This is a genomic window from Luteimonas sp. MC1895, from assembly GCF_016457215.1.
Classification (GTDB): domain Bacteria; phylum Pseudomonadota; class Gammaproteobacteria; order Xanthomonadales; family Xanthomonadaceae; genus Luteimonas.
Window position 1 is genome coordinate 433,820 of the sequence record NZ_JAEMDY010000002.1, and the last position, 17,770, is coordinate 451,589.

A 17,770-nucleotide genomic window follows, 5' to 3' on the forward strand; every position below is an offset into this window, starting at 1 on the left:
CCTGTCCATTGTGGGGAACCATCGGGTGGGGGTGGCCGAGTCTCCTCCCCCCTCCCATCCCAGCAGGGTGAAGGCTGGCGCGTGGACGCCAGCGCAATCTGCATGAACGCGTCATTTGCCTGCACGGGCCGAGGCATGGCGCGCTTCCGGCGCTGTCTCACACCAGGTCTTCGCGCCTGCGGCGCGCGCGGCGCACGTCACGCCAGACGCCGCGCCCCATGACGAACATCATCACCAGCACGATCACCGGCCAGGTCAGCACGTAGGCCACCATCAACAGGTCCCTCATCGGGTCGCCTCCTTTGCCAGTGCCGGGATGCCATCGTTTCGCCCCGCCGCGGACGCGGGCGCCGGCGCTGGCGGAGCCGGCTCGAAGTTGCGCACGCGCTTGGCCAGCAGCGCGAAGTCGAAATCCTCGCGGCTGCGGAAGCTGAGCAGCGAGCAGACCACGGTGCTCACGCCATAGGCGTTGAGTGAACTCAGCAGCACCGGGTAGTCGCGCAGGAAGCCGAAGGTGAACGGCGCGAGCACCACCATCGCCAGCGCGCCCACGGTCAGCCCGGCGCGCTTGCCGAAGAAGCCGAAGGTCATCAGCCCCAGCACCACGCCAATGCCGACGGTCGCGAACAGCTCCAGCACCAGCGCGTACACGCCCACGATCGGCAGCAGCTGGAAACGCGCCACGGTGAACGCCACCAGCGACACCAGGACCGCGGTGGTGAAGGCGCGGTTGTTGACCTTCTTCCAGTAGAAGCTGGCGATCACCGGGAACACGATCGAGCCCCACAGTGCGCCCACGAACACCAGCAGCGCCAGGATGTCGATCCGGAAGCTGGCGAAGATCAGCCCGGCGGTGGTGGCGACGATCATGGTGATGCGTCCAACCCACAGCATCGTGGCCGGGTTCACCTTGCCGCGCGCGAGGTTCTTGCCGTAGATGTCGGTCATCATGATCGACGACAGCGCGGCAAGGTCGGAGTCGGCGGTGGACGACAGCGAGCCGATCACCATGATGAAGAACACGCCGATCATCACCGGGCCCAGGTAGTTCGAGGCCATCTGCGGGATCAGGTTGTTGTGGTCGCCGCCGGCCGGCTCGATGCCGACCATCAGCGCCACCACGCCCAGCATGCCCAGTCCGATCACCGTCGCGCCGTAGCTGATGGTGGCCGAGATGAAGGTCGGCTTGATCAGGTCCTCGCGCACCGCGAACAGGCGCTGGGCGATGGTCTGGTTGCCGATCGCATAGGCCAGCACGGCGACGAAGTACGGCGCGCCCTGTTCGAGGAAGGCGGTCTTCGAGAACATCGACGCCTGTTCGGCGCTCAGCCGGTCCCAGCCCTGCGAGACGGCCTCGATGCCGCCGGCATTGAAGAACACCAGCGGAATGATCAGCGCGGCCGCGCCGAGCATCGCCGCCACCTGCACCACGTCGGTCAGGACCGATGCGCGGAAGCCCGACCACAGCGTGTACGACAGCGTGCCGATGCCGGCGATCATCACGCCGTGCACGAAGTCCAGCGGCGACAGCATCGCCACCAGCGCGCCGGCGGCGGTGAAGTTGGCCATCAGGCTGATCACGCTGCCGGCGATGTTGGAGCCGGCCAGGATCAGCTGGCTGGAGCGCCCGTGGCGGGCGTGCATGATCTCGGCCAGCGTATGCGCCTCGGGCGCGACCTCGCGGAAGCGGCGGCCGAAGGGATAGATGAAGAGGATCATCAGCGCGCCCCACAGCCCGTAGTGGATCGGCCCGGAGATGCCGTACTTGTAGCCGGAGGTGGCGGCGGCGTAGAAGGAGGCCGCCCAGATCCAGGTGGCGGTCATGCTGGCGGCGGAGATGCCGTAGCCCACCGCGCCGTTGGAGGTCATGTAGCCGTCGACGCTCTCGTCCTTGAGCGCGATGCGCCGGGACATCAGGAACGTGCCGCCGTAGAAGGCGAGCAGCAGGAGCAGGACGGTCGGGGTCTGGAGCTGGTAGAACGATGATTCGGCCACGGGCGGTCGGGCGCTCCCTTGGTGAAGCCACACGGGCTTGTCGGGACGCAGCACGCAGTCGCCCGGCGCAGGGGTGCGTCCGGAGCGGGTCTGCAGCGCGGGAAAACCGGGCCAGCTGCGCCTTGGGGCACCTCCGGAAACCGTCAATGGACGGCAGGCATCGGAGGCGCGGCGAAGGCGTCATCCTAGCAGATGGCGCCCCGCCCGCGGACCTGTGCTCTATAATCCTGCGCAGCTGTGGCCGCCCGGCCACGCCCATCAAGGTGTTCCGTGCGCAACTACGACCTCGACTTCCTCAAGCGCTTCTCGCTGGTGATCGGCTTCCTGTCCCTGGTCACCTTCGGCCTGATCGTGGGTTCCTATTTCGTGCACAAGTCGCTTCCCACCGAAGTCGACCCGGGCGTCGCGCAGCGCACCGCCAGCCGCATCGCGCCGATCGGCGCCGTGTATGCCGGCGACACCGGCGCCGCCGCGCAGGCCGCGGCCGCCGCTGCAGCCGCCGCGTCCGCCGCCGCGCAGGTCGCCTATGGCGGGACGCTCGATGGCTCGGTGATCTACAACAACCTGTGCGCGGGCTGCCACACCTCGGGCGCCGGTGGCGCGCCGAAGATGGTGCGCGCCGAGTGGGCCGCGCGCATCGCGCAGGGTGCCGAGACGCTGAACCGCCACGCCATCGAAGGCTTCACCGGCGCCGCCGGCATGATGCCGGCCAAGGGCGGCAACCCGGCGCTGACCGATGAGCAGGTCGTGGCCACCGTCGACTGGATGGTCGACAACCTGCAGTAAGCCGGCCAACCGCCGCGACCGACGCCGCCTTCCGGGCGGCGTCTTCGTTTCCGCCCTCGCCACCCGGACGCACGACCATGACCCGCATGAACACCGCCCTGTCCCTGAGCCTGGTGCTGGCGCTTGCCGGCTGCGCCGGCCTGGCGTCGCGTCCGCCGGCTGCGCCCGCGCCTCCGGCCACCTCCGCCGGCGTCGTCGACATCGCGACGGCGCCGTCCGACTGGTCCGCGCTGGATGGCCGGCGCGTGCGCATCACCGCGCCTCTGGTGATCTCGGGCAACCATCGCCTGGAGCGCGACGCGAGCGTGGTCGCGGCGTTCGGCGAACGCCTGCGCACGCCCACCGAGGTCGCGCTGCCGGGCGCGGCGGCCCAGGCCGTGGCCGCGGCCAACCGCGCGCGCAGCCTGACCCTAGTGCTGGCACCCAGGGTGGCGCGACATGCGCAGGTCTGGCGCAGCGGCGGAACGCTCGAGGCGGTGGAAGGCGTGCTCACCGTCGATGACGCCGGCCCGCGGCTGGCGCTGGCCGACGTCGACACGCTGCAGCCGGCCACCCGGCCCGCGGCGCCGACGGTGGAGGGCGAACTGCGCCTGGCCAGCCTCAACCTGCAGAACCTGTTCAACGGCGACGGCCAGGGCGGCGGTTTCCCCACCGCACGCGGCGCTCGTACCCCCGGCGAATACGCGGCCCAGCTCGCGCGCCTGGTGGCCACGCTGTCCTCGCTGGACGCCGACATCGTCGCCCTGCTGGAGCTGGAGAACGACGGCCATGGCGCCGAGTCGAGCCTGGCGCAGCTGGTGGCCGCGCTGGATCCGCAGGGCCTGCGCTGGCGGCTGGTGGATGCCGGCCGCGGTCCCGGCGACAACCCCATCCGCGTCGGCATGATCTACCGTGCCGACCGCGTGGCCCCGGTCGGTCGCCCGGCGACGCTCGAGGCCGGGCCGTTCGGGCCGCTCAGCCGGGCGCCGCTGGCCCAGGCCTTCCGTGCCGGCCGCGGGCCGGCCTTCGTCGTGGTCGCCAACCACTTCAAGTCCAAGGGCTGCCGCGACGCCGCCGGGGCCGACCTCGACCAGGGCGATGGCCAGGCCTGCTTCAACGCCACGCGCCGCGCCTCGGGCCAAGCCCTGCGCGACTGGCTGGCCGGCGATCCCACCGGCAGCGGCAGCGACCTGGTCGCGGTGCTCGGCGACCTCAACGCCTACGCGCAGGAAGACCCGGTCCGCGGCTTCATCGCCGCCGGCTGGCGCGACGCGCTGGCCACCGCCGACGCGGGCCAGCCCTATACCTATGTGTACGACGCCCAGGCGGGTCGCCTCGACCACGTGCTGCTGAGCCCCGCGCTCGGCGACCGGCTGCAGGATGCGGCGATCTGGCACAGCAACGCCGATGAGGCGTCGAACGTCGTCGATCCGGCGGCCAACGCCGGGGAACAGGCATCTTCGCCGTGGCGTGCGTCCGACCACGACCCCGCCGTCGTGGGTCTGCGGCTGCGCTCGCCGCGCTGAACGGCCGGCCGTCGCCGGGCGCCGGCGCCGCAGCGCTTATCATGGCCGCATGACCAGCCACCCCGCATTCCCGGACGCATCCGGCACCCTGACCTTGCCCGGACCCACCGGCGCGCTCGAGGTGGCGGTGGACCTGCCCGGCGACGACGTCGAGCGGCTGCCGGCCACCGCCATCGTCTGCCATCCGCTGCCCACCGAGGGCGGCACCATGCACAACAAGGTGGTCACGATGGCCGCGCGCGCGCTGCGCGAGTCGGGCCTGGCCACGGTGCGCTTCAACTTCCGCGGCACCGGCGCATCCGGGGGCCAGTACGACGAGGGCCGTGGCGAACAGGACGACCTGCGCGCGGTGGCGGACTGGGTCCGCGCCAGCCGCCCGGACGACCAGCTGTGGCTGGCGGGCTTCAGCTTCGGCGCCTATGTCAGCCTGGCGATGGCCGCCGAGCTGCAGCCGTCGATGCTCATCTCGATCGCACCGCCGGCCGGGCGCTGGGATTTCGCGTCGGTCACCACCCCGACCATGCCCTGGCTGGTGGTGCAGGGCGAAGCCGACGAGGTGGTCGACCCGCAGGCCGTGTATGCCTGGCTGGAGCGCCTCAAGGCCGAACCGGAGCTGGTGCGGATGCCCGACACCAGCCACTTCTTCCACCGCAAGCTGATCGACCTGCGCGGTGCGATCAGGAGCGGCGTCCGTCGCCACCTGCCGGCGGCCCGTGGCTGACGCAGCCGCGTCACCGGCGCCGTCGCAGGCCTACCGCGAGGGCGTTGCCCGCGGCGAGTGGACCGACGATCCCGCGCAGCACGCGCCTCTGGCCGCGCTCGACCGCGTGCACCACGCGCTGCTGGCCGCGCCCCGGCGCGGCTGGCTGGCGCGCACCCTCGGTGGCGGCAAGGGCCAGACCACTCCGCAGGGCCTCTACCTCTGGGGCGGCGTGGGCCGCGGCAAGACCTTCATGGTCGACCTGTTCTACGCCGGGCTGCCGCTGCCGGTGGCGAAGCTGGACGCGACCGGCGGCGACGGCAACGGCAAGCGCCGCACCCACTTCCACCGCTTCATGCGCGTGGTCCACGAGCGCCTGCGCGAACACGCCGGCGAGCGCGACCCGCTGGCCTCGATCGTGGCCGAATGGCGGCGCTCGCTGCGCCTGCTGGTGCTGGACGAGTTCTTCGTCAGCGACATCGGCGACGCCATGCTGCTGGCGCGCGTGCTGGAGCGCATGTTCGCCGAGGGCATCGTGCTGGTGACGACCTCCAACATCCAGCCCTCGGGCCTGTACGCCGACGGCCTGCAGCGCGCGCGCTTCCTGCCCGCGATCACGCTGCTGGAGACGCACTGCCAGGTCCTGGAGATCGTCAGCGACACCGACTACCGGCTGCGCGAGCTGACCCGCTCGCCGGTCTACCAGGCGCCGCTGGACGCCGGATCCAACGCCTGGCTGGCCTCGCGCTGGCGGGCGCTCGGCGGCGACGACGCGCACCGCGACGGCAGCATCGAGCTCGGCGGCCGCCGCATCGCCACCCGCGCGCGCTGCCCGGGCATGGCCTGGTTCGATTTCGCCGCGCTGTGCGAAGGCCCGCGCGGCTCGTCCGACTACATCGAGATCGCCACCGAGTTCCATACCGTGCTGCTGGGTGGAATCCCGTTGATGGATGCGACGCGCGACGACGCCGCGCGCCGCTTCGTCACCTTCATCGACGAGGCCTACGACCGCAACGTCAAGCTGGTCTGCACCGCCGACGCGCCGCCGCACGCCCTGTACGCGGGCGAGCGGCTGGCCGGCGCCTTCGAACGGACGGCATCCCGCCTGAGCGAGATGCAGTCCACCGCCTACCTCGCCCGCCCCCACCTGTAGGAGCGGCTGCAGCCGCTCCTACAGGGCGCGACCACGTCAACGCGCGGCGTTTGCGCTCATCGTGGCGTTGCGGGCGGCGTCGCGGTACTGCGCGGGATCACGCATGCCCGCGGTGTGGCACTGGCCCGCGGTGTGGCCGCGGTTGGTCGCGCCGGGAAGCTGGGCATAGGCGCGTTCGACCGTGCCGTCCTCCGGGTCGCCCAGCACCAGGTCGCTGGCGGCGTTGCAGTAGTCGTTGGTGTACCAGTTCGTGGTGCGGAAGGCGGTGGTGTAGTAGTTCACCTTCGCGCGCGCCGAGGTCGGGATGCCCGCCAGCCAGGCGGAGGCGCCGCTGTAGGTCATGTTGCTGTTCGATCCGCAGGCCACGCCGAACCAGTTGCCCACGGTGGCCAGGATCCCCGACAGGTTGGTGCCCTGATAGGGCGTGCCCACCGACTGCATCAGCCGCGAACCGGCGGCGTTGTCCAGTCCGCTCCAGTAGTAGGCGTAGAGGTGCAGCGAAGCCGCGCCGCCCTGGCTGTGGGCGACGGTGCCGAACGAGTTCCATTGCGCGCCGAAGGTCTTGATGCGCTGGGCGAACTGGTCGTGGCTGCGGTTCTGGTTGGCATCGAGGAAGGTGGCCGAATTGGCGAACTGCGCCTGCGGCCACACGCCGCCGGAACAGTAGCCATGCACCAGCACCAGCTTGCGTCCGGTGGCGGTGGCGCGCGCATCGGGCGATGCCGGGCGCGGCCCCATGGTCATCAGCTCGTCGATGGCGGTCGACATGCCGCTGCGCTGGAGGCGCAGGCGCGGCGTCGACAGCGGCAGGCGCGCGGCGGTGGCCAGCGGGATGAAGTGGTCGGGATCCTCGATCCGGAGCGCGCGCAGTTCGAACGGCGCCCCGGCCCCGGAGCGCGCGATCCAGCGCTCGTCGAGACCGAGCGACAGGCCGTCCGGACCGGCTTCGGCCATGCCGCCGATCCAGGCCACCGGCACCTCGCCGCCCCGGCCGTCGCGGCCCCAGACCTCGGCCAGCACGCGGTAGTGCGATCCGGGCTTCGCGTCAGCAAGCGGCAGCCGCACCGCCAGCCGGCCGGGTGCCGCGTACGACGCGGTGGCCGCGGCCGTCGCCAGCCGCGGGCCGGCGGCGATCACCGGCAGCGCATGCTCGGCCGTGCGCACGAAGGGCGTGCCGCTGCGGTCGTGGCCATGCACGATGACCTGCGCGATCCAGGTACCGGCCGCGCCTGGCACGAAGCCGCCGGCCAGGCGGCCGTCGCCAGCGGCGCCGTCGCCGTGGCGACCGTCGTCGAACATCGGCTGCAGGGACTCGCGGCCGTCGGGCGCCACGATCCGCAGCTGCGCGGAGCGGATATGCCCGGCGTCGCGGCCCAGCGCGACAGCGCTGCCGTCGTCGGCGGCCAGCATCGCGACGATGTCCATCCGCTCGCCCACCAGTTGGCGACGGTGCGCCTGGTGCGAGGCGAGCTCGAGCGCGTCGTCGCCCTTCAGCAGCAGGTAGCCGCGGCGTTCGCCACCGGGCTGCGCCTGCAGGCGCAGCGTCCAGTCGCCGCGCACCAGGCCGTCGAGGCGGAGCACGGTGCCGCCCTGGCCATCGTGTTCGCCGCCCAGGCGTGCGTCCTGCGCGTGGCGGGCAAGCGTCGCGCGCGGCAGCTCCACGCCGGCTGGCGACAGCAGCCGCGGCGACCAGTCCGCGCCGCCGGAAAGCAGCATCGCCTCCAGCCGGCCCTGGTGCACCGGAACGCGCAGCTCGGCGCGCCCGGACGCATCGAAGGCCACTGGCAGCAGTGCGCTGCGCGAGAGGATCGCGGCGTCCGCCGGATCCGGCGCCCGCATCGCGGCGAACTCCGTGGCCGGGCCCGCAAGCTGCTTCGGCAGCAGCGTGCCTGCATCGGCCGCGACGGCCGCACCCGTTCCGATCACCATGCCCAGCGACGCACACAGCAGCGTGCGCACGACTGCTTTCGTCCGCTTGCCCATACCGGCTCTCTCCCGTCGGGTTGTGGGCGGATCCCCATCCGCCGCGCCCCCTTATAGACCAGCCCCGTGAAGGCCCGGGGCGGCCCGCGCGCCGTGCATTCCGCCCCGCCCCGGCCTGGTGCACGATGGCGGCCACCACCAGCCAACCCGGGGAACTCGCGATGTCCAGGCTCCTGCTGCTGTCCTGCGCGCTGGCGCTGGGGCTGTCCACCCATCCCGTCCACGCCCAGGCGAGCCAGCGCGCCGAGGTGGCCGACGCCGCCCAGCGGCTGCAGGACAAGGTGGTCGAGTGGCGCCGCGACCTCCACCAGCACCCCGAGCTCGGCAACCGCGAAACGCGCACCGCGGCGCTGGTTGCCGCACACCTGCGCGCGCTGGGCCTGGAACCGGAGACCGGCATCGCCACCACCGGCGTCACCGCGGTGCTCAAGGGTGGACGGCCCGGCCCGCGCATCGCGCTGCGTGCCGACATGGATGCGCTGCCGGTGACCGAGGCCACCGGCCTGCCGTTCGCCTCCAGGGCCACCGCGACCTTCAACGGCGAAACCGTCGGGGTGATGCATGCCTGCGGCCACGATGCCCACACCAGCATCCTGATGGGCGTGGCCGAAGCCCTGGTGGCGATGCGCGACGAGCTGCCGGGGGAGGTGCTGTTCGTCTTCCAGCCAGCCGAAGAGGGCCCGCCCGACGGCGAGCAGGGCGGCGCGGAGGAAATGCTGGCGCAGGGCATCTTCAAGGACTTCCGGCCCGACGCGGTGTTCGGCCTGCATGTCTTCTCGACCCTCAACGCCGGCCAGCTCGGCGTGCGCAGCGGGCCGACGATGGCCGCGTCCGACCGTTTCAACATCGTGGTCCAGGGCCGGCAGACGCATGGCTCGCGCCCCTGGGGCGGCGTCGATCCGATCGTGGCCGCAGCCGACATCATCGGTACCGCGCAGACCGTGGTCAGCCGCCGCCAGGACATCTCCAGGCTGCCGGTTGTGCTGAGCTTCGGCGCGATCCGCGGCGGCGTGCGCTTCAACATCATCCCCGACCGGGTCGAGCTGGTCGGGACCATCCGCACGTTCGACGAAGGCATGCGCGAAGCGGTGTTCGCCGACCTGGCCAACGTGGCGGAAAAGGTCGCCGCCGCGCACGGGGCCACGGTGGTGGCGAAGGTCCCCGACATCGAGGGCACGCCGGTCACCGCCAACGACCCGGCGCTGACCGCGCGAATGCGCCCGAGCCTGGAAGCGGTGGCCGGGACCGGCAACCTCGTCGACATGCCGCTCAACATGGGCGCCGAGGACTTCTCGTACTACGCCCGCGAAGTGCCGGCGGTGTTCTTCTTCGTCGGCGCGACGCCCGCCGGACAGGACCCGGCGAAGGCCCCCAGCAACCACTCGCCGCAGTTCTTCCTCGACGAATCCGCTCTCGACCTGGGCCTGCGCGCGATGCTGCAGCTCTCGCTGGACTACCTGCATGGCGGGAGCTGAGGGGGGGCTCGAGAGCTTTTTTTGCCACGGATGACGCGGATCACGCGGATTTACGCGGATCAAACCGGAAATCAGAGGTGGCCCGAGGCGGCCCTGGACACCTTTGCTCAACGTCGATGCGTGGGCGCGCCGCGGACCAATCCGTGTAATCCGCGTGATCCGCGTGATCCGTGGCAACGCTTCTTCTTCTGATTCCCGGACCTGCCGACACCGACGCGCGATAATGGCGGGATGACCAGTGAACTCCCGCTTGGCCGCGAGGTCGCCTATCCGCGTGCCTATGATCCGTCGCTGCTGTTTCCGATCGCGCGTGCGCAGGGCCGTGCGGCGCTCGGGTTCGGTGGCGGGGGCCTGCCTTTTGCCGGCCATGACCGCTGGCATGCCTATGAGCTGTCGTGGCTCGACGGTCGCGGACGGCCGTTGGTGGAGACGGCCACTTTGCTGGTGCCGGCGGAGTCGCCGAACCTGGTCGAGTCGAAGTCGCTGAAGCTGTACCTGAACTCGCTCAACGGCACCCGTTTCGACAGCCGCGCCGACGTGCAGGCGCGGATCAGCGCGGACCTGTCGGCCGCCGCTGGCGCCCCGGTGGCGGTCGAGTTCGGCCTGCCGCCCGTGGATGCCGGCGACGGCACGGCGCCGGGCGCGCCGGCCCCGGTGTCGCTCGACGGCCTCGACCTCGCCTGCGACGAGTACGACGCGCCCAACGCCGCGCTGCTCACCGCCGACGCTGGCGCGCGCGTCGACGAGGTCCTGCACTCGGCGCTGCTGAAGTCGAACTGCCCGGTGACCGGCCAGCCGGACTGGGCCAGCATCCGCGTCGCGTATCGCGGCCCGCGCATCGACCGCGCCGGCCTGCTGCGCTACCTCGTCTCCTTCCGCGAGCACGCCGGCTTCCACGAGCAGTGCGTCGAACAGGTGTTCGTCGACGTGATGGCGCGCTGCCGGCCGGAGGCGCTGTCGGTGGAGGCGCGCTACACGCGCCGCGGGGGGCTCGACATCAACCCCTGGCGGGCCACGCCCGGCCTTGCGCCACCGGCCGCCGCGCGCGATCCGCGGCAGTAGGGCCGCTTCGATATTTCCTTAACGGGGCCGGTGTATACCTGTCGGCGCTTCGCGCGGCACAGGAGGCCCCATGAGCACACCGCAGAACCCGAAGGATCCCGGCTCGCTGTCGCTGAAGCCTCGCGGCACGACCCCGGGCAACCAGGACCGGACCGGCAAGCCCGATTTCGGCAACGTCCAGTCCGGCGTCAGCAGCACCGAGCAGGTCGCGTCGTCCCGGCCCGATTTCAGCAATGTGCAGTCGTCGGTCACCTCGACCGAAGAGGCCGTCGGCGAACGCCAGTACACCGTGCAGCGGGGCGACACGCTCTCGCACATCGCCAAGGCGCACTACGGCCGGGCCAGCCAGTGGTCGCGCATCTTCGAGGCCAACCGCGACCAGCTGGAGGATCCCGACCGGATCCAGCCCGGCCAGGTGCTCAGGATTCCCGCCGCGACCCGCGAGGACGACGGCGGCACCACCAGCCCCCACGGAGACACCCTATGACCCGACACCCGATGCCCGTCGCGCTTGCCGCGGCCCTGCTGGCCACGCTGGCGCTCGCCGGCTGCAAGAAGGACGAGCCGGCCCCGCCGCCGCCGCCCGTGGCCGCGCCGGCCCCCGCGCCGGCACCGGCGCCCGCCGCCGCGCCCGTGGTCAGCGTCACCGCGGTCGACCTGGGCAACGCGATCGGTGCCGACAACCGCGTGACCACCCCGGCCACGACCTTCGCCCCCACCGACACCATCTACGCGTCGGTTGCGACGACCTCGTCCGATCCGGCCTCGCCGCAGCGCGGCCAGCTCACCGCGCGCTGGACCTACGAGGGCGACCAGGCCGTCGACGAGACCAGCCAGGCGTTCGACTTCACCGGCACCGGCGCCACCGCGTTCAAGATCAGCAAGCCCGACGGCTGGCCGACCGGCAACTACCGGGTCGAGATCCTGCATGACGGCGGGGTGGTGCAGACCCGCGATTTCGAGGTCCGCTAAGGGCGGCGTACTCCAGAAGCCCGGCTCCCCAGGGGGCCGGGCTTTTTGCTGGTCGCAGCTGTAGCTGCTCCTACAGATACGCGGGGTGGCCTCGTCCTGCTCCTGTTGGAGCAGCTACAGCTGCGATCCGCCCTCACCCCGGTGTGGCGGCTTTGCCGGCGCTGCCGCGAAGCGCGACAATGGCGGTCCACATCCGCCGCGCGCCACGGCGCCGCGGCACCCCACGGAGGAACCCGATGGCAGACTTCACCCCGGCCGTGCCCGCAGGCGGCAGCCCGATCACCAAGACCGCGCAGGGACTCAGCGTCCCCGACCGCCCGATCATCCCCTTCATCGAAGGCGACGGCACCGGTCCCGACATCTGGCGCGCCAGCGTGCGCGTGCTCGACGCCGCGGTCGCCAAGGCCTACGGCGGCAAGCGCAAGCTCGAGTGGATGGAAGTGCTGGCCGGCGAAAAGGCCTTCAACCAGACCGGCGAATGGCTGCCGGAGTCATCCGTCGAAGCCTGCCGCGAGTACCTGGTGAGCATCAAGGGCCCCCTGACCACGCCGGTCGGCGGTGGCATCCGCTCGCTCAACGTCGCGCTGCGCCAGATGCTCGACCTCTACGTCTGCCTGCGCCCGGTGCGCTGGTTCGAAGGCGTGCCCTCGCCGGTGAAGAAGCCGGGCGACGTCGACATGGTGATCTTCCGCGAGAACACCGAGGACATCTACGCCGGCATCGAGTTCGAGCCGGGCTCGGCCGATGCGCAGAAGGTGCTGGACTTCCTGCAGAAGGAATTCCCGAAGGGCTTCGACAAGATCCGCTTCGGCACCGCCGACAAGGCCACCGCCTGGAACGACCAGCTTGGCGCGGTCGGCCAGCCGGCCACCGATACCTCGGTCAATGTCGGCGTCGGCATCAAGCCGGTCAGCTGGCAGGGCACCGAGCGCCTGGTGAAGGCGTCGATCGAGTACGCGATCGCCAACGGCCGCAAGTCGGTGACGCTGGTGCACAAGGGCAACATCATGAAGTTCACCGAGGGCGCGTTCCGCGACTTCGGCTACAAGGTCGCGCGCGAGCAGTTCGGCGCGGTCGAACTCGACGGTGGCCCCTGGCACGTCATCCCCGAGGGCAAGCCGGGCGCGGGCATCATCATCAAGGACGCGATCGCCGACGCCTTCCTGCAGCAGATCCTGCTGCGTCCGCGCGAATACGACGTGTCGGCCACGCTCAACCTCAACGGCGACTACCTGTCCGATGCGCTGGCCGCGCAGGTCGGCGGCATCGGCATCGCGCCGGGCGCCAACATCAACTACGTGACCGGCCACGCGGTGTTCGAGGCCACGCACGGCACGGCGCCGAAGTACGCCGATCTCGACAAGGTCAATCCGGGTTCGGTGATCCTGTCGGGCGAGATGATGCTGCGCTACATGGGCTGGACCGAGGCCGCCGACGCCATCATCAAGGCGATGGACGGGGCGATCGGCTCGAAGCGCGTCACCTACGACTTCGCCCGCCTGATGGACGGCGCGACCGAGGTGAAGTGCAGCGAGTTCGCCGACGAGATCATCAAGCACCTCTGATCCCGCCAGCGGCTGCAGCACGACCGGCGATGCCCGCGACGCGAGTCGCGGGCATCGTCGTTTCCGGCCGGAGATCCCGCGCCCGCTCCATCTGCGCCACACTCGCCGCATGGCGCCATCCCCGAGCGATCCCCTGGTGCAGCGCGCGGCCGCCCTGGTGCTGGACGCGTTCGAGGACTACGACGCCCGTTTCGGCGACCTGACCCGGCGCGCGCGCCGGCGCTTCATGCGCCGCGAGTGGCAGGGCGCGCAGGCCGACGCCGTGGCGCGCATCGACCTGCAGGACGGCTTCCTGGCCGAGGCGCTGGGACGCTTCGAGGCCCTGGTCGGCGAGCGCATGCGGTCGCGGCCGTTCTGGGCCGCGGTGTGCGAGGCCTATGCCGCGCTGACCGCGGCCCGGCACGACGCGGCGATGGCGCGCACGCTGTTCAACTCGATGTCGCGGCGCTTCTTCCTGACCGAGGGCGTGGCGCCCGCGCTGGAGTTCCACGAGCCCGGCAGCGACGCCGCCGGTGATCCCGACTGCCCGGGCGAACTGCATCCGCTGCCGGCGGGCGCGGATGCGCCGTCACGCTGGCGCGCGGCGCTGGGCGCACGCGGATTCCCGCACCGCGACCCGGATGGCGACGCGCGCGCGATCGCCGACGCGATCCAGGCGCGGCTGCCGCCATCGGATCCGGCGGCCGACGCTCCCGGCGGCCCCGACGTCCAGCTGCTCGACACCGTCTTCTTCCGCGAGCGCCGCGCCTACCTGGTGGGCCGGGTATTCGCCGGCGACGGCCCGCGCCCGCTGGTGGTGGCGCTGGTGCATGGCGACGACGGCGTGCGCGCCGATGCCGTGCTCACCGAGCGCGCGCAGGTGTCGATGCTGTTCGGCTACGCGCGCAGCTGGTTCATGGCCGACCTGCGCCGGGTCGGCGACGCGGTGGCCTTCGTGCACGCGCTGCTGCCGGGCAAGCCGGTGTCGGAGCTGTACTCGGTGCTCGGCCGCGGCAAGCAGGGCAAGACCGAGCGCTACCGCGAGATCCAGCGCCACTTCGCCGCCCACCCGGAGGAGCGGCTGGTGCGTGCCGACGGCGTGCGCGGCATGGTCATGGCGGTGTTCACCCCGCGCGGGTTGCCGGTGGTGTTCAAGGTCATCCGCGACCGCTTCGCCGAGCCCAAGGACAGCGTGCGCGCCGACATCGAGGCCAAGTACCGCCTGGTGGCGCGCCGCGACCGCGTCGGCCGGCTGGTGGAGGCGCAGGAGTTCCGGCGTCTGCGCTTCCCGCGTGCGGCGTTCGAGCCCGACATGCTGGATGAGCTGCTCGAGGGCTGCGCCGACACCGTCAGCGCCGAGGGCGACATGGTGCTGGTGCGCCACTGCTACGTGGAGCGCCGGCTGCGTCCGCTCGACCTCTACGCACGGGAATCGCCCGGGGCACAGGCACGCAGCGCCGTGCTCGACTACGGCCAGTCGATCACCGACCTCGCGCGCAGCGGCATCTTTCCAGGCGACCTGCTGCTGAAGAACTTCGGCGTGTCGCGGCACGGCCGCGCACTGTTCTACGACTTCGACGAACTCTGCCTGCTGGAGGACGTGACCTTCCGCGACCTGCCGCCGGTGCACGAGGACGACGAGACCCGGCCGCTGGAGGACTGGCTGTACGCGCGCGCCGACCACGTGTTCCCGGCGCTGTTCCCGAGTTTCCTCGGCCTGTCGCCGGCGCTGCGCGCGGCGCTGCTGGAGGCACATCCGGGGATCTTCGAGGCGGCCTGGTGGCGCCAGGTGCAGGCGCGCCTGCGCGGCGGCGGCTACCTCGACGTGGCGCCGTATCCCGCATCCGCCCGGCTGAGCGGTTAGGCTTGCGGACTCGACCGCCCGACGGAACCCAGACCATGGCCGCACGCCTTTCGCCCCTGCTGCTCCCGATCCTGCTCGCCGCCTGCACCACCAGCCCGGCTGCGGACACCCAGGATGCGCACGCCGACGCTGCACACGCCCACGCCGAGCCGGCCGCCACGCCCGCCAAGGCCGCCGGCATGTCGATGCGCGCCCCCGATCCGCTGCTCGACCAGGCCCTGGGCGGCGCCTGGCGCTCGCCCGGGAACGTCGCGCGCGACCAGTACCGCCATCCGCGCGAGACGCTGTCGTTCTTCGGCATCGAAACCGGCCAGACCGTGGTCGAAGTCACGCCCGGTGGCGGCTGGTACGCCGAGATCCTCGCACCGTGGCTGCGCACCGGCTACGTCGCCGCGGTGGTCGATCCGCAGGCGCGGCCGGAAGGACGCGCGCGCGACTACGCCACGCGTTCGAAGGATGGCCTGGAGGCGCTGTTCGCCGCGAAGCCGGCACAGTTTTCCGACGCCCGGGTGGCGCTGTACGACCCGAAGGCACCGGTGTTTGGCCCTGCCGCCTCGGCCGATGCGGTGCTGACCTTCCGCAACGTGCACAACTGGCGGTCGGACGGCATCGCCGAGGGCATGTTCAAGGGCTTCTTCGACGTGCTGAAGCCGGGCGGCGTGCTGGGCGTGGTCGAACACCGCGCCGCGGCCGACGTGCCCGCCGACGACAAGACCGGCTACGTCGGCCAGGACCAGGTGATCGCGCTGGCCACCGCCGCGGGCTTCCGCCTGGACGAGGCCAGCGAGATCAATGCCAACCCGCGCGACACCCGCAACCATCCCAATGGCGTGTGGACCCTGCCGCCGGGCAACAACCACGACGCCGAGGATCGCCAGATGTACCAGGCCATCGGCGAGAGCGACCGGATGACGCTCCGCTTCATCAAGCCCTGAGTGCTGGTCGCGTTCAACAAGCCCTACGGCGTGCTCTGCCAGTTCACCGACCGGAGCACGCCGCCGCGGCCGACCCTCGGCGGCTTCGGCCTTCCGGCCGGCGTCTACCCGGCCGGCCGACTCGACCACGACAGCGAGGGCCTGCTGCTGCTGACCGACGACGGCGCCCTGGTGCATCGCATCACCGATCCGCGCCACAAGCTGGCCAAGACCTACCTGGTCCAGGTGGAAGGCGATCCGCAGCCCGGGCAGCTGCAGCGCCTGCGTGACGGCGTGGAACTGCGCGACGGCCCGACCCGACCGGCACTCGCCCGCCTGCTTGAGCCCGCACTGCCGCTGTGGCCGCGCGATCCACCGGTCCGGGCGCGCAAGACCGTGCCCGATGCCTGGCTGGAACTGGTGATCCGCGAGGGCCGCAACCGCCAGGTCCGCAGGATGACCGCGGCCGTCGGCCTGCCGACGCTGCGCCTGGTGCGCCGCGCCATCGGCGGCGCGGCGCTCGACGACCTCGGGCCCGGGGAATGGCGCGAATTGCCCGCGGCCCGGGTCTTCAGCTGAACGGTTCAGGCCGCCTCGAGGTCCGCGACGCCACGCCCGGCCCTTGCTGTATTGGGCGCCTGCACTTTCTGCTAACGTTTTGGGTCCCCGCGTGACAGGGTGTCCCGCGGACCGCGGAATGGGGCCATGAAGGCAAACCAGAACCGGGGCCGGGTCCTCGTCGTCGACGACCAGGCCGCCAACCTGCGCGTCGTCAGTGCGCTGCTGGAACGGCAGGGCTACGAGGTCGCGGTCGCCGGCGACGGCGAGGCCGCGCTCGTGATCGCCGAAACCCAGCCGCCGGACCTGATCCTGCTCGACATGATGATGCCGGGCATGGACGGCTTCGGCGTGATGGAGGAGATCCGCCTGCGCGCCCTGCTGCCACGGGTTCCGGTGGTGTTCCTGACCGCCGCCCAGGACCGCGGGCTGCTGCTGCGCGCCTTCGAGGCCGGTGCGGTCGACTACGTGGTCAAGCCCTTCATCCCCGAGGAACTGGTGGCGCGCGTCAACGCGCACATCGGCCTCAAGCTCGCGCGCGACCGCCTGGAGCAGGTGGCGCGCGAGCGCCAGGAGCTGGTCAACCTGGTGGCGCACGACCTGAAGAACCCGCTGACCAGCGTGGTCTTCGCCAGCGACATCCTGGTGTCCGGCACGCTCAAGCCCGAGCGCGTGCCGCGCTACCTGCAGATGATCCGCGAGAGCGCCGACGAAGGCCTGGGCTACATCAGCCGCTACCTGGAAACCCAGGCCCGTGCCCGCGGCGCGCGCAGCGCCCGCGATGCGCGCGTGGCGCTGGTGACGGTGGTGGAGTGGATCGTCGGCCGCTACGGCCTGCAGTTCGAGGACAGCGGCAGCCAGCTGCACGTCGGCGAGCGCGTCGACGGCGTGGTGGCGATGGACGAACTGGTGCTGCGCCAGGTGGCCGGCAACCTGATCGGCAACGCGATGAAGTACGCGCCCGGCAGCGACGTCGAGGTCGCCTGCGCGACCGGCGCGCCGGGCTATTGGCAGCTGCGCGTCTGCGACCGGGGGCCGGGGATCCCGCGCGACCGCCAGCGCGAGCTGTTCACGCCGTTCGCGCGCCTGACCGAGGCTGATCCGGCACGCGCCGGCACCTCGAGCGGCCTGGGTCTGTCACTGGCGCGCCAGATCGTGACCGACGCCGGCGGCCAGCTCTGGTACGAGGATCGCGAGGGCGGTGGCGCCTGCTTCGTGGTGGAGCTGCCGGAAGTGCCCGCCGCCTGAGGCGACGCGGG

General features: G+C 71.7%; 16 protein-coding genes. 13 read left to right on the forward strand and 3 right to left on the reverse strand.

Annotated features, from left to right (window positions below):
- Positions 1–157: 157 nt before the first annotated feature.
- Positions 158–289, reverse strand: coding sequence for a putative transporter small subunit (locus JG616_RS13655; protein WP_235973014.1), 132 nt, complete (start codon positions 287–289; stop codon positions 158–160).
- Positions 286–1,995 carry a sodium:solute symporter family protein gene (locus tag JG616_RS07600; protein ID WP_199362586.1) on the reverse strand — a complete coding sequence of 570 codons (1,710 nt, stop codon included), beginning with the start codon at positions 1,993–1,995 and terminating at the stop codon, positions 286–288. Before JG616_RS07600 ends, JG616_RS13655 begins: the two co-directional genes overlap by 4 nt.
- A 270-nt stretch (positions 1,996–2,265) precedes the next feature.
- Between JG616_RS07600 and JG616_RS07605 the strand changes: the two genes are divergently transcribed.
- From JG616_RS07605 to zapE, 4 genes are all read left to right on the forward strand, one after another.
- Positions 2,266–2,781 carry a c-type cytochrome gene (locus JG616_RS07605; RefSeq protein ID WP_199362587.1) on the forward strand — a complete coding sequence of 172 codons (516 nt, stop codon included), beginning with the start codon at positions 2,266–2,268 and terminating at the stop codon, positions 2,779–2,781.
- A gap of 77 nt (positions 2,782–2,858) precedes the next feature.
- Entirely contained in the window at positions 2,859–4,286 is a 1,428-nt protein-coding gene (locus tag JG616_RS07610; RefSeq protein ID WP_199392193.1) for an ExeM/NucH family extracellular endonuclease, read from the forward strand.
- A gap of 49 nt (positions 4,287–4,335) precedes the next feature.
- On the forward strand, positions 4,336–5,007 hold the full coding sequence (locus tag JG616_RS07615; RefSeq protein ID WP_199392194.1) for an alpha/beta fold hydrolase: 672 nt from the start codon (positions 4,336–4,338) through the stop codon (positions 5,005–5,007).
- Positions 5,000–6,139 carry a cell division protein ZapE gene (zapE, locus tag JG616_RS07620; RefSeq protein WP_199362590.1) on the forward strand — a complete coding sequence of 380 codons (1,140 nt, stop codon included), beginning with the start codon at positions 5,000–5,002 and terminating at the stop codon, positions 6,137–6,139. Before JG616_RS07615 ends, zapE begins: the two co-directional genes overlap by 8 nt.
- Before the next feature lie 36 nt (positions 6,140–6,175).
- On the opposite strand, the gene JG616_RS07625 is transcribed toward zapE, so the two are convergent.
- Positions 6,176–8,122, reverse strand: a complete 1,947-nt coding sequence (locus tag JG616_RS07625) for a choice-of-anchor X domain-containing protein (RefSeq protein ID WP_199392195.1) — start codon at positions 8,120–8,122, stop codon at positions 6,176–6,178.
- Between the two features lie 161 nt (positions 8,123–8,283).
- Between JG616_RS07625 and JG616_RS07630 the strand changes: the two genes are divergently transcribed.
- The 9 genes from JG616_RS07630 to JG616_RS07670 all read left to right on the forward strand — a co-directional run bounded on the left by JG616_RS07630 (position 8,284) and on the right by JG616_RS07670 (position 17,759).
- Positions 8,284–9,597: a M20 family metallopeptidase gene (locus JG616_RS07630; RefSeq protein ID WP_199392196.1), complete on the forward strand. Its 1,314-nt coding sequence runs from the start codon at positions 8,284–8,286 to the stop codon at positions 9,595–9,597.
- Positions 9,598–9,828: 231 nt separating this feature from the next.
- Positions 9,829–10,659, forward strand: a complete 831-nt coding sequence (queF, locus tag JG616_RS07635) for an NADPH-dependent 7-cyano-7-deazaguanine reductase QueF (protein ID WP_199392197.1) — start codon at positions 9,829–9,831, stop codon at positions 10,657–10,659.
- Between the two features lie 112 nt (positions 10,660–10,771).
- Entirely contained in the window at positions 10,772–11,146 is a 375-nt protein-coding gene (locus JG616_RS07640; RefSeq protein ID WP_235973054.1) for a LysM peptidoglycan-binding domain-containing protein, read from the forward strand.
- Positions 11,143–11,631, forward strand: a complete 489-nt coding sequence (locus tag JG616_RS07645) for a hypothetical protein (protein WP_199362595.1) — start codon at positions 11,143–11,145, stop codon at positions 11,629–11,631. Before JG616_RS07640 ends, JG616_RS07645 begins: the two co-directional genes overlap by 4 nt.
- Before the next feature lie 236 nt (positions 11,632–11,867).
- Positions 11,868–13,196 carry an isocitrate dehydrogenase (NADP(+)) gene (gene icd, locus JG616_RS07650; protein ID WP_199392199.1) on the forward strand — a complete coding sequence of 443 codons (1,329 nt, stop codon included), beginning with the start codon at positions 11,868–11,870 and terminating at the stop codon, positions 13,194–13,196.
- Positions 13,197–13,305: 109 nt separating this feature from the next.
- Entirely contained in the window at positions 13,306–15,039 is a 1,734-nt protein-coding gene (gene aceK / locus JG616_RS07655) for a bifunctional isocitrate dehydrogenase kinase/phosphatase (RefSeq protein ID WP_199392200.1), read from the forward strand.
- A 35-nt stretch (positions 15,040–15,074) separates the two neighbouring features.
- The gene (locus tag JG616_RS07660; RefSeq protein ID WP_207748957.1) at positions 15,075–15,974 is read left to right on the forward strand and encodes a class I SAM-dependent methyltransferase; all 900 of its coding nucleotides are present in this window, start codon (positions 15,075–15,077) and stop codon (positions 15,972–15,974) included.
- Positions 15,975–16,532 (forward strand): pseudouridine synthase, encoded by a 558-nt coding sequence (locus tag JG616_RS07665; protein ID WP_199362598.1) that lies wholly within the window; start codon positions 15,975–15,977, stop codon positions 16,530–16,532.
- Between the two features lie 126 nt (positions 16,533–16,658).
- On the forward strand, positions 16,659–17,759 hold the full coding sequence (locus JG616_RS07670) for a hybrid sensor histidine kinase/response regulator (protein WP_199362599.1): 1,101 nt from the start codon (positions 16,659–16,661) through the stop codon (positions 17,757–17,759).
- Positions 17,760–17,770: the final 11 nt, after the last annotated feature.

What these genes read in the sequence shown, in the direction of transcription:
- JG616_RS07625 (WP_199392195.1), bottom strand. Translation starts at nt 8,122, where the DNA reads ATGGGCAAGCGGACGAAAGCAGTCGTGCGCACGCTGCTGTGTGCGTCG.
- queF (WP_199392197.1), top strand. Translation starts at nt 9,829, where the DNA reads ATGACCAGTGAACTCCCGCTTGGCCGCGAGGTCGCCTATCCGCGTGCC.
- JG616_RS07630 (WP_199392196.1), top strand. Translation starts at nt 8,284, where the DNA reads ATGTCCAGGCTCCTGCTGCTGTCCTGCGCGCTGGCGCTGGGGCTGTCC.
- JG616_RS07660 (WP_207748957.1), top strand. Translation starts at nt 15,075, where the DNA reads ATGGCCGCACGCCTTTCGCCCCTGCTGCTCCCGATCCTGCTCGCCGCC.
- JG616_RS07615 (WP_199392194.1), top strand. Translation starts at nt 4,336, where the DNA reads ATGACCAGCCACCCCGCATTCCCGGACGCATCCGGCACCCTGACCTTG.
- JG616_RS07645 (WP_199362595.1), top strand. Translation starts at nt 11,143, where the DNA reads ATGACCCGACACCCGATGCCCGTCGCGCTTGCCGCGGCCCTGCTGGCC.
- aceK (WP_199392200.1), top strand. Translation starts at nt 13,306, where the DNA reads ATGGCGCCATCCCCGAGCGATCCCCTGGTGCAGCGCGCGGCCGCCCTG.
- JG616_RS13655 (WP_235973014.1), bottom strand. Translation starts at nt 289, where the DNA reads ATGAGGGACCTGTTGATGGTGGCCTACGTGCTGACCTGGCCGGTGATC.
- icd (WP_199392199.1), top strand. Translation starts at nt 11,868, where the DNA reads ATGGCAGACTTCACCCCGGCCGTGCCCGCAGGCGGCAGCCCGATCACC.
- JG616_RS07670 (WP_199362599.1), top strand. Translation starts at nt 16,659, where the DNA reads ATGAAGGCAAACCAGAACCGGGGCCGGGTCCTCGTCGTCGACGACCAG.
- JG616_RS07610 (WP_199392193.1), top strand. Translation starts at nt 2,859, where the DNA reads ATGACCCGCATGAACACCGCCCTGTCCCTGAGCCTGGTGCTGGCGCTT.